General features: G+C 29.2%; 15 protein-coding genes and 1 other annotated feature. Of the genes, 11 read left to right on the forward strand and 4 right to left on the reverse strand.

From position 1 onward, the window contains the following. Positions 1-76 precede the first annotated feature (76 nt). The 3 genes from Ccar_RS21235 to Ccar_RS21245 all read right to left on the reverse strand — a co-directional run bounded on the left by Ccar_RS21235 (position 77) and on the right by Ccar_RS21245 (position 1,900). A complete protein-coding gene (locus tag Ccar_RS21235; RefSeq protein WP_007064321.1) occupies positions 77-1,303 on the reverse strand; it encodes an IS256 family transposase in 1,227 nt (408 codons plus the stop codon). Between the two features lie 152 nt (positions 1,304-1,455). After that, positions 1,456-1,644, reverse strand: a complete 189-nt coding sequence (locus Ccar_RS21240; RefSeq protein ID WP_007063525.1) for a hypothetical protein — start codon at positions 1,642-1,644, stop codon at positions 1,456-1,458. Between the two features lie 13 nt (positions 1,645-1,657). Next, a complete protein-coding gene (locus Ccar_RS21245) occupies positions 1,658-1,900 on the reverse strand; it encodes a hypothetical protein (protein WP_007063526.1) in 243 nt (80 codons plus the stop codon). Between the two features lie 206 nt (positions 1,901-2,106). On the opposite strand from Ccar_RS21245, the gene Ccar_RS21250 reads away from it, so the two are divergent. Both Ccar_RS21250 and Ccar_RS21255 read left to right on the forward strand, forming a co-directional pair. Then, positions 2,107-2,682 (forward strand): nucleoside recognition domain-containing protein, encoded by a 576-nt coding sequence (locus tag Ccar_RS21250; protein WP_007063527.1) that lies wholly within the window; start codon positions 2,107-2,109, stop codon positions 2,680-2,682. A 40-nt stretch (positions 2,683-2,722) separates the two neighbouring features. Beyond that, entirely contained in the window at positions 2,723-3,241 is a 519-nt protein-coding gene (locus Ccar_RS21255; RefSeq protein WP_007063528.1) for a spore maturation protein, read from the forward strand. A 603-nt stretch (positions 3,242-3,844) separates the two neighbouring features. On the opposite strand, the gene Ccar_RS21260 is transcribed toward Ccar_RS21255, so the two are convergent. Then, complete coding sequence (locus Ccar_RS21260) at positions 3,845-5,200, reverse strand: MATE family efflux transporter (RefSeq protein WP_007063529.1); 1,356 nt, start codon at positions 5,198-5,200, stop codon at positions 3,845-3,847. A 187-nt stretch (positions 5,201-5,387) separates the two neighbouring features. Between Ccar_RS21260 and Ccar_RS21265 the strand changes: the two genes are divergently transcribed. The 9 genes from Ccar_RS21265 to Ccar_RS21305 all read left to right on the forward strand — a co-directional run bounded on the left by Ccar_RS21265 (position 5,388) and on the right by Ccar_RS21305 (position 15,619). Further along, a complete protein-coding gene (locus Ccar_RS21265; RefSeq protein WP_007063530.1) occupies positions 5,388-5,960 on the forward strand; it encodes a uracil-DNA glycosylase in 573 nt (190 codons plus the stop codon). A gap of 53 nt (positions 5,961-6,013) precedes the next feature. Further along, positions 6,014-6,269, forward strand: a binding site (T-box leader). Between the two features lie 67 nt (positions 6,270-6,336). Further along, complete coding sequence (gene metG / locus Ccar_RS21270; protein ID WP_048030391.1) at positions 6,337-8,271, forward strand: methionine--tRNA ligase; 1,935 nt, start codon at positions 6,337-6,339, stop codon at positions 8,269-8,271. A gap of 425 nt (positions 8,272-8,696) precedes the next feature. After that, on the forward strand, positions 8,697-9,497 hold the full coding sequence (locus tag Ccar_RS21275; protein WP_007063533.1) for a TatD family hydrolase: 801 nt from the start codon (positions 8,697-8,699) through the stop codon (positions 9,495-9,497). A 278-nt stretch (positions 9,498-9,775) separates the two neighbouring features. Continuing rightward, the gene (locus Ccar_RS21280) at positions 9,776-10,822 is read left to right on the forward strand and encodes a 3D domain-containing protein (RefSeq protein ID WP_007063534.1); all 1,047 of its coding nucleotides are present in this window, start codon (positions 9,776-9,778) and stop codon (positions 10,820-10,822) included. A gap of 101 nt (positions 10,823-10,923) precedes the next feature. Further along, a complete protein-coding gene (rnmV, locus tag Ccar_RS21285; RefSeq protein ID WP_007063535.1) occupies positions 10,924-11,466 on the forward strand; it encodes a ribonuclease M5 in 543 nt (180 codons plus the stop codon). Positions 11,467-11,476: 10 nt separating this feature from the next. Beyond that, on the forward strand, positions 11,477-12,304 hold the full coding sequence (rsmA, locus tag Ccar_RS21290; protein WP_278184479.1) for a 16S rRNA (adenine(1518)-N(6)/adenine(1519)-N(6))-dimethyltransferase RsmA: 828 nt from the start codon (positions 11,477-11,479) through the stop codon (positions 12,302-12,304). Between the two features lie 89 nt (positions 12,305-12,393). After that, positions 12,394-13,830, forward strand: a complete 1,437-nt coding sequence (locus Ccar_RS21295; RefSeq protein ID WP_048030393.1) for a hypothetical protein — start codon at positions 12,394-12,396, stop codon at positions 13,828-13,830. Positions 13,831-13,928: 98 nt separating this feature from the next. Then, the gene (locus Ccar_RS21300) at positions 13,929-14,516 is read left to right on the forward strand and encodes a PsbP-related protein (protein ID WP_048030396.1); all 588 of its coding nucleotides are present in this window, start codon (positions 13,929-13,931) and stop codon (positions 14,514-14,516) included. Between the two features lie 263 nt (positions 14,517-14,779). Then, positions 14,780-15,619 (forward strand): YhfM domain-containing protein, encoded by an 840-nt coding sequence (locus Ccar_RS21305; RefSeq protein WP_035775255.1) that lies wholly within the window; start codon positions 14,780-14,782, stop codon positions 15,617-15,619. Positions 15,620-15,627: the final 8 nt, after the last annotated feature.

The raw sequence follows: 15,627 nt of genomic DNA on the forward strand, positions 1-15,627 counted from the left end.
GCTTATTTATGTTATTATTATTTGTAATATCTTCATTATTATTCATCTTTATTCAAAATAGTACAGGCTTTATTGCTTAAATATATTGTTCAATTCTTTCTCCAAACATTATACTAAGTTGTGCTAAGGTACTAGGCCAATTTTGTTTAGGCGATGTCCATTTAACCATTATCTGTTCTGTAGCCAAGTATAAAGCCTTTGTAAGAGAGTCATCTGTAGGAAATACGGTCCTTATTTTAGTGAATTTTCTAAGTTGTCTGTTGAAACCTTCTAAGGCATTAGTGGTATATATTATTTTTCTTATATCTTGAGGAAAATCAAAATATGTTGACAGGTTATCCCAATTGCTATTCCATGATTGTATTACTATTGGATATTTATCTCCCCACTTAGCTTCCAAAGCTTGCAGTGATTGACTTGCCATTGTTTCATTTACCGCCTGATATATGCACTTTAGATCCTTTAAAAAGGCTTTTATATCTTTTGAAGGTATATATTTTATAGAATTTCTTATCTGATGTACTATGCAGCTTTGTATATTTACTTCAGGAAAAACAGCTTTAACAGCATCAGAAAGACCTTTAAGACCATCCATACATGCTAGGAGTATATCTTTAACCCCTCTATTTTTAAGATCGTTGCATACAGATAACCAAAATTTAGCTCCTTCCTGCTCACCAACCCATATTCCTAATATATCTTTATAACCTTTAACATCTAAAGCCATACAAATATATGCTGCCTTGCTAACAATTCTATGTTGATCTCTAACCTTAAAATGAACTGCATCCATATATACTATAGGATACATAGGGTCTAAAGCTCTATTTTGCCAGGCATTGGCTGTATCCATTACTTTATCAGTGATTTTGGATATCATTGAAGGGGATATATCTACTCCATATAGTTCATCTATTTCTGACTTAATATCATCCACAGACATTCCTCTTGCATATAGTCCTATAACCTTTTTATCAAGTTCATTACACACAGTTTCGTATTTCTTAACAATCTTAGGCTCAAAATTTGCCTTTCTATCCCTTGGTACATTTACACCTACTTCTCCAAAGCTGGTTCTAATATTTTTTGAACTGTATCCATTTCTATAATTTCTATCTTCTCCATTCTGCCTCTCATATTTTTCGCGTCCAAGATGTTCCTCCATTTCTGCTTCTAAAAACTGTTGAATTATACCACCAAATAGTCGCTGCATTAAGCCATTCTTACCAACTAAATCCTCCATACTTTTGCATTTGTTTAGCTCCTTTTTTAAATCAATATCAGGTATCTCTAATGAATTCATAACTTTCTCCTCCTAAAAAATCTTTTGTAGTTATTCTTTCCACAAATACCAGCTATACATACATAAAAAGAACATCCTTAGATTTGATTTACACAAATCTAAGGATGTTCCCAAATGAAGTTTTTTATGAAGGTGATTTTGAAAAAATCTTATTATTCTAGTATTCCTTCTTCTTTTAAAATTAATTCTAATTTACTAACTTTTTCTGTAAGAACTTTGAAATTTTCTAATATTACTTCTTTAGGTAGGTTTTCTTTACTTAAATTTTCTTCCATGTTTTGAATTGTTTCTAAAGCTTCATCAATATCCTTTTGAGCTAGTTCTAAATTTCCTTCTTTCATTTATGATTCTCCTTTAGTTTAATATATTTTTGACTTTTTTTAATCCATCATCATCTATAAATGGTGCGCAAAACTCAAAGTTTTTTTCATGTCCACAATTGGAGCATACACAGGCACATACATCATATGGTATATCATCTATTATATCAATATTTAAGTCTTCCGCTAAATATTGGCCACCACATATTTCACAAGGAGTATCATTTATAACAGAATACTCACTTTCTATGTATTTCATTATTTCTTTAATGGTCATTTCAAACCTCCGATTTTCAAAAAATTATATACAACATAAATGGTAGCACTCTTAAATTTTAATTTCAATAGTAATAATAACTTATAGTAACTTAACTGTAAAGTTAAATTTTCATTTAAAGGTTATGTTAGGCAATTTGAATATAATTTGAACATATATATAAATAACTAATATAACAAAGTTATTTATGAAAAGGAGATAGGTAAGTGATAAATTATATATGGTTTTTTATTTTAGGTTTTGGAATAATACTAGGTGTTTTTACTGGGAGAGGTGCAGATATATCTAAGGTTATAGTGTCTTCTACAGAATCCACAGTAAAATTAACTATAAGTTTATTAGGAATAATGTGTCTATGGTGCGGAGTAATGAAAATTGCTGAAAAAAGTGGTCTTACTGATAAATTAGCAAAAATTTTAAAACCTATACTAAAGTTAATTTTCAAGGAAGCTTCTAAAGATGAAAAGGCTATGGGAGCAATAGTTATGAATTTAACTGCAAATATGATGGGACTTTCAAATGCAGCTACTCCCTTTGGAATTAAAGCTATGAAGGAATTAGATAGGTTAAATAAAAAAAACAGTTCAGCTAGTGATGATATGGCATTGTTTTTGGTAATAAATGCAGCTTGTATACAGTTTTTGCCTACTACTGTTATATCAATGCGTGCAGCAGTAGGATCTCAGAATCCTGGAGAAACTATATTGCCAGGTATAATAGCTACTGGTACAGCAGCTTTATTTGGAATAGTATTTTGTAAGATACTGCAAAGGTATTTTTGAATCAAATGATGGTTAAGAAAGAATCAATGGAGGTGACATTTTGGATTATATAATAAAGTCAATAGTTCCTATAATTATAATATCTATAACTGCATATGGAATATTTAAAGGAGTTAAAGTATATGAATGTTTTGTAGAAGGTGCAAAAGAGGGAATTAATATATGTGTTACCATATTTCCATACTTATTGGCCATGCTAGTGGCAGTAGGGGTTTTCAGAGAGTCTAGAGCTTTAGATTGTTTTATATCTATTGTAAAACCTTTTGCAAAACTTATAGGACTTCCACCAGAAGTTGTACCACTAGTATTAATAAAACCTTTATCAGGCAGTGGTGCTTTAGGTATTTTCGCGGAAACTATAAATAAGTTTGGAGTGGATAGCTACATAGGGAGAGTTTCTTCTATAATTATGGGGTCTACAGAAACAATATTTTATACACTTACGGTGTATTTTGGTGCTGTAGGAATAAAAAAAATAAGACATACTCTTTGGGCAGCAGTTTTAGCAGATTGTGTTTCAATTGTAATGGCAGTAACTTTAGCGAGAATTATGTTTTAAGATTACAATCTAAAAATATCACGACGTAAGCGAAGTAACTTTCAACTGTATTCCGGCTAATATATGCTGTGAAGGAAAACTCACTTCTTAGTGCATTACGTTCATATATAAATACTTTCTGATATGACTCTAAATAAGAAGCGTAGCTTTCATAATACTTATTACTTAGTTTATACATTCATACTTTATCTATTTTCAATAATAACTTATGGCACATCCTGTAACAAAGTACTAAATTCAATATACTATACCTCAGCAGGCTGCGCCTTAATTTTTAAGCATTAAACAATATAACTAAATGTGTACACATAAAGTTACTAGTTTGAATTTTAACTTTTATGTAGTGATATATGGTAAGTGTGTAATCACATTAGCTAAATTGTTTTAGTATTATTCTTAGATGGAAGTTTTGGAAAGCCTTAGAACTTTAGTCCTGTTTGAGGGAACCGAGTTTGACAAAGTTCTTAGGCTTTCCAAAACTTCCATCTGTAGAATAATTAAAACATTTAGCCGTGATTACACACTTATCATATATCACGTAGTAAAAGTTAAAACTCAAACTTCCACTGCACCCTGTGTCGCATTATGCTCAGATTATGAAATTTAAGCTTCTGCTTGTTTTGAAAGTGACCTAAATTTCTTTTTAAATAGGATAAACATAGTTATACCTTCAAATATCCATTGAATAGCGGTAATCCACCATACATATACTACAGAAACCTTTAATACAAATATGAAATAAAACATTAAAGGTAATCGTATTATCCAACTAGAAACTAGTGAGATTAGAAAAGGTGTTTTAGTATCTCCTATTCCTTTAAGAGCACCTCCAAGTATCATGGAAACTGCCATAGGAACTTGCTCTGCAGCGGCTACCATAAGGCATAGACTTCCTAGTCTAATAACTTCTTGTTCTTTTGAATTTATAAAAAGTTTTATTAGAAATCTAGGAAAGGTTAAATATAAAATGGCGCAAAAACCCATTAATATAACACCTAGTACCATACAAGTATGGGCATATTCCTTAGATTTCTTAAAGTTTTTTTCTCCAAATTTGTGACCTGATAAAGTAGTTGCAGCTATGGCAAATCCCCATCCAGGCATATATGAAACTGATTCTATAGTGGTTACTATTTGATTAGCAGCAAAAGCTATGTTTCCAAGATGCATTATTATGAATACGCATAATAATCTGCTTGTAGAAAAAGCTGCTTCTTGAAAAGACGCTGGAATACTTAATTTTAATAATTCCTTTAGATTTTTGGAATTAAGCTTTAATATATATTTTAGTCTAGGTCTAATTTTAGATTTTTTCATTATATAGAAAAGTATAAATATAAATCCTGATATTTGAGCTGAAGCAGTAGCTATTGCAGCTCCCTTTATACCTAGTTCTGGAAAACCATAGTGACCAAAAATTAATAGCCAGTCCAAACTTAGCGTTATTACATTAACTAGTATAGAAGCTATTAAAGGAGTTTTTGTATTTCCGCAGCCCCTTAAAATTGCATTTAATACATTCATAAGCATATAAAAAATAATTCCTATGGAAACTATTTTCATGAATATTTTGCCACTATATATTACTTCTTTTGTTGCACCTGCCATTTTTAGCATGTTACCACAAAAGAAGAATATTAATAAAAATATGATAAAAGCTATAATAAAAGCTACTAAAAATCCTATGGATGAGTATTCTTCTGCTAGTTGAAATTTCTTAGAGCCTATTTGTCTGGCAACTAATGAAGTAATACCTACAGATAAACCCATAGCTATGAATATATTCGAAAATGTATATATTATTTCAGAGCTTAATCCAACAGAACTAACAGCTATGTTACCTCCATATTGGCCTACCATCATAGTATCAAATACCCATATCATCATATAGAGAATCATTTCACCTACTGCAGGAAGTGCAAGATTTAATACATCTTTTATAGTATTGCGATATAACATTTAGTACCTCCATGAGACATATTAAAAAATAATAGATTTTTAGTAATGAAAATTAATGTAGTATAATATAAATGGTACTTCATTTTATAAAATAAAACAATACTAAGAAAAATGTACTTAAAACACGAAATGTTATATTAAATTTAAGCACATTCTAAGCGGTGATTATGAGTAAGAGGTGGTTAGGTTGTTAAAATGGCGAGAGTTATATGAAGAATGTTTACAATGTAATAAATGTGATTTGGGGAATAAGAGAACTAATATGGTGTTTGGAGATGGAAATTCTAGAGGAAAAATCGTTTTTGTAGGAGAAGCTCCAGGGGCTGATGAGGATAGAATTGGTTTGCCTTTTGTTGGTAGAGCAGGACAACTTTTAACTAAAGGACTTACAGCATTGGATTTAATAAGAGAAAATGATTATTATATATGCAATGTATGTAAATGTAGACCAGATAATAATAGAGTGCCATATGAAAATGAGGCTGAAGCATGTTTACCTTATTTGAGAAATCAAGTAGCTTTAATTAAACCGAAAATTATAGTTTGCTTAGGAGCAACTGCCATGAAATACATTTTAGGAAATGATTTTAGAATAACAAGAGATAGAGGAAAGTGGATTGAAAGAAAAGGATGTTATATTATTGCTACTTTTCATCCAGCAGCTTTATTTAGAGATGAGAATAAAAAAGTATTGTTTTGGGAAGACTTAAAATCTGTAAAGAAAAAATATGATGAAATTAAAGATGATAAAATTATTTAAAAATTAGATAAAATGCTATTGACAGAACTAAAAATATGGAATATTATAAAAATTGAAATGCTGTGAAGGAAAGAGTAATAAATGAAAGTATTTAAAGAGAGTCGGATTAGGTGAAAGCCGATAATAAAATAGTTTATGAACATGGCTCCAGAGCAGGTTATTTGAAATTGTATTAGGATAACACGGAGGCAACCGTTATGATGCAGAGTAATAAAAGGTCTTCTTATGATGACTTGAGTTACTTACTGAGATCTTTATTGTGAAATAAAGATAAAATAGAGTGGTAAAGTGTTTATATGCACCTCTATATGAAGAACTTACTTCATATAGAGGTTTTTTTATTAGAAATTTATAAGTTTTTAGGGAGGAATAAAAAATGTGTAAAAAACCATATTACATTACAACGCCAATTTATTATCCATCAGCAAAGCTTCATATAGGTAATACATATACTACAATTGCTGCTGATGCATTAGCAAGATTTAAAAGACTTACAGGATATGATGTAATGTTTTTAACAGGTACAGATGAACATGGACAAAAAATTCAAAGATTAGCAGAAGCAAAAGGTGTAACTCCTAAAGCTTATGTTGATGAAATAGTTGCTGGTATAAAAGATCTTTGGGAAATTATGAATGTAAGCTATGATAAGTTTATAAGAACTACAGATGATTATCATGTAAAAGCAGTTCAAGATATGTTTAAAAAGCTATATGATCAAGGAGATATATATAAAGGTTCTTATGAAGGCTGGTATTGTACACCTTGTGAATCTTTCTGGACAGAAACTCAGGCTGTAGATGGAAAGTGTCCTGATTGTGGAAGACCTGTTGAAAAAGCTAAAGAAGAAGCATATTTTTTCAAAATGTCGAAATATGCTCCTAAGCTTATAGAGTATATAGAAAGTCATCCAGAGTTTATTCAACCAGAATCAAGAAAGAATGAAATGATAAATAATTTCTTAAAACCAGGTCTACAGGATCTCTGTGTTTCAAGGACTTCTTTTGACTGGGGAATACCAGTAACTTTTGATGAGAAGCATGTTATATATGTATGGGTAGATGCTCTATCAAACTATATAACAGCTCTTGGATATGGAAGCAGTAATTCAGATTTGTATAATAAGTATTGGCCAGCAGATGTTCACTTAGTAGGTAAAGATATATTAAGATTCCATACAATTTATTGGCCAATTATGCTTATGGCATTAGGTCTTCCACTACCAAAGCAGGTATTTGGCCATGGTTGGCTTCTAGTAGATGGAGGAAAAATGTCAAAATCTAAAGGAAATGTGGTAGATCCTGTACTTTTGGTAAATCATTTTGGCGCAGATCCTGTAAGATATTATCTATTAAGAGAAATACCATTTGGAGCAGATGGATTATTTAATAATGAAATATTTATAAAGAAGATAAATTCGGATTTAGCTAATGATTTAGGAAATCTATTATCAAGAACTTGTGCAATGGTAGAAAAGTATTTTGGAGGGACAATTCCAGCTCCAACAGCTAAGGAAGCAATAGATGATGAGCTTATAAAAGTTGCGCTAAATACTCCTAAAGCTGCAGAACAGTGTATAGATAATTTGAGAATTCCAGAAGCATTAGATTGCATATGGGAGCTTATTGGAAGAGCGAATAAATATATAGATGAGACTACTCCTTGGATACTTGCAAAAGATGAAAGTAAAAAGGAAAGATTAGGAACTGTGCTTTATAATTTATTGGAATCATTAAGAATAGTTTCAGTATGTCTATCAGCATTCTTACCTGATACTAGTGAGAAGATAAACAAACAATTAAATGCTGAAGTTATAACTTGGGATAGCTTAACATCTTTTGATGGAACTAAAGCAGGATCAAAAGTAAATAAGGGAGAACTTTTATTCCCAAGAATAGATGTAGATGAAAAAATTGAGGAATTAAATAAACTTAAGGAACAACAAGCTGCAGCTAATAGACCTAAAATGCAGCCATTGAAAGAAGAAATAACAATTGATGATTTTGAAAAGATAGATTTAAGAATAGCTAAGGTATTAGCATGTGAACCAGTAAAAGGTGCTAAAAAACTTCTTAAGCTGAAGGTAGATTTAGGTGGCGAGGAGAGACAAGTGGTTTCAGGAATAGCTAAATTCTATAAACCAGAAGAATTAGTAGGTAAAAATGTAATATTAGTTGCAAATTTGAAACCTGTAAAATTAAGAGGAGAACTTTCTCAGGGAATGATATTAGCAGCATCTACAGATGATGATAGTAAGTTAATTACAGCTACTATTGAATCAGAACTTCCTACAGGCAGTATTGTAAGATAGGTATAAATACAGTTCAGTAAAAAGTTTAAACTTAGTACTAAAAATGATTATTTATTTTGAAGAAATTTCGGATAAATAGTCATTTTTAGTTTTTTTTATAATAATTCATCATCAATGGTATAAAACTAATTATAATTGAGAAAAGATTAGATTTTGTTAAAAAAATCGCTTATATTATAATAAAAAAAAGTTGACTATAAAAATAAATGTAATAAAATGGAAATATGCAATTGCAAAATTTTAGTCATCTAGTATTTAATAATACAATTAATCAAGTGAAGCTTGACTTAGGAGGAGTTTAAACTCCAGATAAATCCGGATAAGACTTTTTTAATATCATGATTAAAATTGATTTACTTATGAATGGGAGGTTAAAATATATCCATAAGAAAAAATATGCTTAAGTTTATGAATGGAGAGATACAATGGATGATAATATAAAATTAACTGATGGTAAAATAAACATATTTGATGCTCATGCACATTATGATGATGAACAATTTGATGAGGATAGACAATCCATAATAAATGAATTAAGACAAAATGGAATAAAAGGAGTACTAAATTGTGGAGCATCTATAGAAGGAACTAGAGCTTCAGTAGAGCTGGCAAATAAGCATGACTTTTTTTATGCAGCAGTTGGAATTCATCCCGAGCATGCTGATCAATTAACAGCGGAAGTGATTATTGAATTAAAGGAGTTAGCTAAAAATACTAAAGTTAAGGCAATAGGGGAAATAGGACTTGATTACTATTATGAGGAAAATCCTGCAAGAGAGATTCAAAAAAATGCTTTTATAAAACAGATGGAACTTGCAAGAGAATTAAATTTACCTGTAATTATACATGATAGAGATGCTCATGGAGATACGTTAGATATTATAAAAATGTTTCCAGAGGTTAGAGGTGAAATACACTGCTTTTCTGGTAGTGTAGAATTTGCAAGAGAATGTTTAAAGCTTGGATATTACATAGGATTTACCGGAGTAGTAACATTTAAAAATGCCAAAAAGGTTTTAGATGTAGTAAAAGAAGTTCCACTTGATAAAATATTAGTGGAGACTGATTGTCCTTACATGGCACCTGTTCCTTTTAGAGGTAAAAGAAATAGATCAGAATATATAGCTCACATAATAAATAAAATAGCCGAAATTAAAGGTATAAGTAGTGAGGAAGTGAGCTGTAAAACTATCTTAAACATCAAGAGGTTGCTAAATATAGGATAATAGTGTAAAATTAAGTTGCAATTTTTTAATTTTTTATTAATTTTACATTTAGGTATTATATGTTAATTTGTCTCATATAATATAATAAGTTTTATAAAAATTCCACCAAAAATATTTAATATAGACCATTAATAAAAAGTGCTATCATAAATATTTTATTATTAAGTTTTATGCAAAAATTTGCATTACATGGTCTAAAATGTTAAGGCGATATTTGACAGAATTCGTCATTGCACTTATAATTAGGAATGTCGTTCTTACCAGAAGGAGGTATTTTTATGGTGGAAAAATTAAAAGGCTATTTTAAAAAGTATTTTTCCAATGGTCCTAATGCTAAGTATATCTACTTGACTTTAATAGTTTTAATAGTTTTTGTAGTATTGATTAGCAGCGCAAGAAAGACAATCACAGTTTCTATAGACGGTAAAGATAAAAAAATAACGACTTTAAGTAGTACTTATAAAAGTGCTTTGAGTAATAATGGTATAACTGTAGGACCAAAGGATAAGACCACGATTAGTCTTGACAGTAAGGTTGAAGATGGCTCAAAAATATCCATAAAGAAAGCAGTAAATGTTCAAATTGCTGTAGATGGAAAGAAGTTGGATATAAAATCTGCAGAAGACAATATTGAAAAAATGTTGCAAGCAGAAAAAATAACAATTCATCAATCTGATAAAATATATCCAAGTAAAAGTTCAACTGTAAATGAAGGACTAAAGGTAGTGGTAACAAGAGTTGAGACAAAAGATGTTAAGGAAGTTAAACCACTAGATTATGCCACAGTTGTAAAAAAAGATGAAGATATGGAGCAAGGTAATAATAAAGTAGTGCAAGAAGGAAAAGCTGGAGAAAAAGAAACATTAACTAGAGTTGTTTATGAAAATGGTAAAGAGATTTCAAGAAAAGTAATAAGTGAGACTGTTAAAAAGCAACCAGTTCAAAAGATTGTAGCCATGGGAGCTTTAAATGTTTACACACCTTCACGTGGTGCCAGTATTCCTTATACAACAGTTATGAGGATGAGAGCTACTGGCTATACCTCAGATTATGAGAGCACAGGCAAAAGTCCTGGGGATCCTTATTTTGGAATCACAGCTACAGGTACTGTAGCTAAGAGAAATGTAGGCAGCTATAGCTCCGTAGCAGTTGATCCAAGAGTTATACCCCTTGGTACTAAACTTTATATTGAGGGATATGGATATGCTGTTGCTGAAGATACAGGTGGAGCTATAAAGGGTGACAGAGTAGATTTATTCTTTGATTCCAGTTCAGAGGCAGATAATTGGGGTGTAAGATGGGTTAATGTGTATTTAGTTAAATAGGAGCAAAAGCTCCTATTTTTTTCTGTATATTAAATGAATATAATAAAATAGAAAAGGAGGATGTTGACTTAGTATTTTTATTTTTAGGTCAATAAGAGTATATGATTAAAGAAGTTATTGTTGTTGAAGGAAGAGATGATATTACTGCAGTAAAAAGAGCCGTAGATGCAGAAATTATAGCAGTGGGTGGATTTGGTATTAACGCTAAAGTTATAGCAAGAATAAAAGAAGCACAAAGACGACAAGGCGTAATAGTTTTTACTGATCCTGATTTTGCAGGAGAAAAAATAAGAAGAATTATATCTAAAAGAGTTAAAGGAATAAAACACGCTTATATAGCTCAAAAGGATGGAATGAAAAATGGGGATATAGGTGTAGAAAATGCTGAACCAGAAGTAATAATAAGAGCTCTAGAGAATGCTAAATGTGAAGTAAAAGAAAAAGTATCTAACTTTGATATAAATGATATGATTTTTTTTGAACTTACAGGAAACAATAAATCAAAAGAAAAGAGAGAACTTCTTGGAAAAGAACTTGGAATAGGTTATTGCAACTCAGCTCAGTTTTTAACAAGGCTTAATAATTATGGAATTAGCAGGGAAGAATTTATACAGGCCATAAAAAAGATAAATAAGGAGAAATAATATGGAAAGTTTGTCTACAAAGGATATAGTAAAAAAGTATGGATTTAAGTTTTCAAAAAGTTTAGGACAGAATTTTTTAATAGATAATTCTGTTTTGCAAGATATAGTTGATAATTCTAATGTTAGTAAAGATGATTTAGTAATAGAAATAGGTCCTGGAGTTGGAACTTTAACAAAAGAACTTTTAAAAAAAGCAAAAAAAGTTTATGCTATTGAATTAGATTCTGATTTAATACCTATTTTAAATGAAGAACTTAAGGAATTTAATAATTTTGAACTAGTACATAAAGATGCATTAAAGGTAGACTTTAATGAGCTTATAGGAGAAGAAAAAAGCACTAAGGTAGTAGCTAATTTGCCTTATTATGTTACTACGCCAATAATATCAAAATTGTTGAAGGAAAATTATAAATTTGAATCTTTAACTATAATGATTCAAAAAGAAGTAGGTGAAAGAATTGCTGCAAAACCTAGTACAAAAGAATATGGGGCACTCTCCATACTTGTACAATATTATTGTGATGTAGAAATAGTTAGAAAAGTAAGCTGCGATTCCTTTGTACCTAGACCTAAAGTAGATTCTATAGTTATAAAATTAACTAAACTTTTAGAACCTAAAGTAAAAGTTAAAAGTAAAGAATTATTCTTTAAAGTAGTAAGAAGTTCTTTTAACATGAGAAGAAAAACTCTTTGGAATGGACTTAAAAGTTTAGGAATGAAAAAGGAAAGCTTAGAAAAGGCATTTATTGATGCAAACATTGATCTTAAAAGAAGAGGAGAGACTTTATCTCTAGAAGAATTTGCAAAATTATCAGATTGTATATATGAATTACAATAATCTTTTTACAATATTATACAACTAGTTGTTCACTTTTTTAATTTTACTTCATATATTATAATGAATAAAATATATGGAGGTATAGGAAGTTGGCTCAAAAAAAGAGTTATAGTAGGTATTTTATAATATTACAAGAAGATGAAAAAGGGTATTCAATATCTTCCGACAAAGTAGCTTCTGGGTACGCAAAATTGGAGCTGAAAAATGATAAGTGCAAAGTATCGTATTATGTACAAAACTTAAAAAAAGAAAGTGCTCCTTATTATATGCTTTTAATTTGTAATAAGAAGGATATAAGGAAGGTAATAAAAATATCACAAATAAACATAGATGATTATGGCAGAGCAGATATTTGTCATGAATATTTAGCAGATAATATAGCTGGTACGGGTATATCCATGGATAAGATTTCTGGTGCAGCTATAGTTAAATTTTTAGATTCAAATATAATACCTGTTATGAGTGGATTCGCAAGCACTGAAATACCTGATTGGAAGACATTTGCTATGGTTGACTTAAAGGTTGAGAAGGAAAAGGAAGAAAAAGTAGTTGATACTCCTAACAGTATGTTTGACAAATATGAAGAAAACATAGAATCATTAAAAGAAGAAAATAAAACTAAAGAAATAGAAAATGTTAAAATTGTACCTAAAGAAGATAATTCTAAAAAAGAACAATATATAAATAAAGAAAATAATGTGAAGAAGGATATTATAAAAAAGGATATTATAAAAGAAGAGGCAAATGCAGCAAAAAAGGATAATGTAAAAGAAGAAATAAAGGTAACAAAAAAAGATAATAAAAAGGAAGAAGTCATAAATAAACAAGATAACATAAAAGAAAAAGTGGACATAATTAAAAAGGATAATGTAAAAGAAGGACCAATTGTAAATAAAAAAGACAATGCAAAAGTAGAAGAGAATATAAATAAAAAGGTTAATATAAGTGAGAAAAACAATATTAATAATCAAGAGAATGAGAATAAAAAATATGGTATGGAAAAAGGTAACTATGGAATAGAAAAACGTGAATACACAGCAAGAAAACAAAGTAAAAAAGATGTGAACATAAATCCAAAAAGAAATGAAGATTATCCTCAAATGGATGAAAACAGCTTTTTTAGAAATTTAGTACAAGGATTTGAATCCATGGGAGAAATTTGTTCTGAAATAAAAAGATGTAAGTGGTATAAGGTACCTGTGAATTCACCAAAATCTATGTACGATATGGCCGATTATAACAGGTACTCAATGATATATTATCCTATGATGAATTATTACCAGTATATAATAAAACATAAGCATTATATAATAGGATATAAGCTTAATAAAGATGGAGGAATGAAATATCTTGTATATGGTATAGCAGGAACTAAATCTAAGATGGACCAACCATATGGTGGTAGATCTGGATTTGTTACATGGATGCCTTTAAATGTTGATGATGAGAGAGAAGAGGCTCTAGGCTACTGGCTTATGTTCTATGATTTTAAAACATCTACTATCATGATACCAGTAAAGAAATAATATGGAGAAAGTATAGTACTGGGGATATTTAATATTTCTAGTACTATTTTCATATAATTAAATAAAAACTCTTATTTGAAATATAAGGTGGTATTAAGATGAAGGTAATAATAATAAATAGGAAAAGGTTAGGGGTAACTATAATTATAATTGGTCTAATGCTTGTTTTATTTAGTTTAGAGAAGCATTTTGATGCAAGGCTTAAGTTTACTGCATTAATACAGAATAATATAAATTCTTTAGTACAATATGAAGCATTAGATAAAAAGTTTACTTATAAATTGCCTGCAGAATGGGCTGCTAAAGAACAAAAATTTCCCGGCAATGAAATTATATATCATAATGATTTTAATACTAAAGATTTAAAGATTCATGGGTTTGTAGAAGTATGGAATTTAAATACGGATTTAAAAGCTTTTTTAGAGGAAAGCAAGAAAATATCTAGTGAGCAAAATTTATATAAGAGTTACGAAATAAAACCAATTAAAATAAACAATAAAGATGGATATTTAGTTGAGTATACTATAATTACATCTAATAATAAGGCTTATAAAGGATATGAATACTTTATAAAAAATAAAGATAAGTTTATCAGATTTTCTTTTTTTGTATCAGAAGATAACTTTAAAGAAAGCATGCCAACAATATTTAAAACTATAGTACAGACTTTTGATTATAAAGAATAATGAATAAACTGCGAATTAAAAAAACTGCATCGCAGTTTTTTTATGTGCTATAATATTGTTGATATTTTTTAAATTTTTGGGATATGTTTTGCACTTGCATTTTTTTTATTGTATTATGGTAGAGAGGAAATGTAAGCATGTTTTCTACATCACAATTTATAAGTATATTTGCCTTGGTATTTGAAATAGTTCTTTATAATATAAGTAGATTAAAAATAAAGGTATATAGAAGTTCTTAAGGTTCAGGAGGGAATTGTGTGAAAATGGGAATTAGAAAAATAAAAAATAGTAAAATCATGATTATATTTATGGTTTTATTATTTTGTTTTACTGCATCTGGATGTAGCAAAATTAACGATCTTAAGGTTAAGGTTGGACTTAAAAATAATGATTTTGAGTACATAAAACAAGGTAAGATAGAGAAAATAGTAATACAAAACACAAGGGATCAAGGATTTAGATTTACAGTTACAGATAAGAATGTTATCAATGAAATATATGATGTTTTATCTACTGCAAAAGGGGCAAGCCAAAAATCCTCATTGGAACCTGATTATACATTTGAAATGGATGAGGGAAATAATAAGGTACATAAATTTAATTATATTATAGGCTTGGATAAAAAGGATTCAGGTAATTTTTATGGTGATGGAAAAACATATATTATATCTAAAAGAATAGATAGTAATATAATAAACAATTATTGGAATATAAGAAAACCAAAGAATTTTAAAGAGGTTTATTATAAATCTATAACTAATGTTTTAGATCAATATTTAAAAGGTGATAATAAAGATAAAAGTGTTGGTATAAACTTAAAAAGTGATATAAATTCCGCTAAATTTATATTATCTACAGATTTGCAAGATTTTAATAGTGATTTAAGCAGTAAATTTAAAAATGTATCAGTAGCAGATAAAGATAAGGAAAATTATGATATATGGTTAACAATAAGTACTGAAGGTTATAAAACTACAATGTATAAAGGCATTGTGAATTTATGGGATAAAAAATCAAAAACTGAAAAAAAATATTATATAGTTGATGAATATAAGAATGGTTGGAATTTCAATATTACAGATACTAAACCTGATAAATTTTAATTTGTTTA

It is taken from the genome of Clostridium carboxidivorans P7, assembly GCF_001038625.1.
GTDB classification, from domain to species: Bacteria; Bacillota; Clostridia; order Clostridiales; family Clostridiaceae; genus Clostridium_AM; species Clostridium_AM carboxidivorans.

Coding starts and splice junctions, on each gene's coding strand:
- Ccar_RS21280 (WP_007063534.1), top strand. CDS start 9,776: ATGGTGGAAAAATTAAAAGGCTATTTTAAAAAGTATTTTTCCAATGGT.
- Ccar_RS21275 (WP_007063533.1), top strand. CDS start 8,697: ATGGATGATAATATAAAATTAACTGATGGTAAAATAAACATATTTGAT.
- Ccar_RS21260 (WP_007063529.1), bottom strand. CDS start 5,200: ATGTTATATCGCAATACTATAAAAGATGTATTAAATCTTGCACTTCCT.
- Ccar_RS21305 (WP_035775255.1), top strand. CDS start 14,780: ATGGGAATTAGAAAAATAAAAAATAGTAAAATCATGATTATATTTATG.
- Ccar_RS21300 (WP_048030396.1), top strand. CDS start 13,929: ATGAAGGTAATAATAATAAATAGGAAAAGGTTAGGGGTAACTATAATT.
- Ccar_RS21245 (WP_007063526.1), bottom strand. CDS start 1,900: ATGACCATTAAAGAAATAATGAAATACATAGAAAGTGAGTATTCTGTT.
- Ccar_RS21235 (WP_007064321.1), bottom strand. CDS start 1,303: ATGAATTCATTAGAGATACCTGATATTGATTTAAAAAAGGAGCTAAAC.
- Ccar_RS21240 (WP_007063525.1), bottom strand. CDS start 1,644: ATGAAAGAAGGAAATTTAGAACTAGCTCAAAAGGATATTGATGAAGCT.
- rnmV (WP_007063535.1), top strand. CDS start 10,924: ATGATTAAAGAAGTTATTGTTGTTGAAGGAAGAGATGATATTACTGCA.
- metG (WP_048030391.1), top strand. CDS start 6,337: ATGTGTAAAAAACCATATTACATTACAACGCCAATTTATTATCCATCA.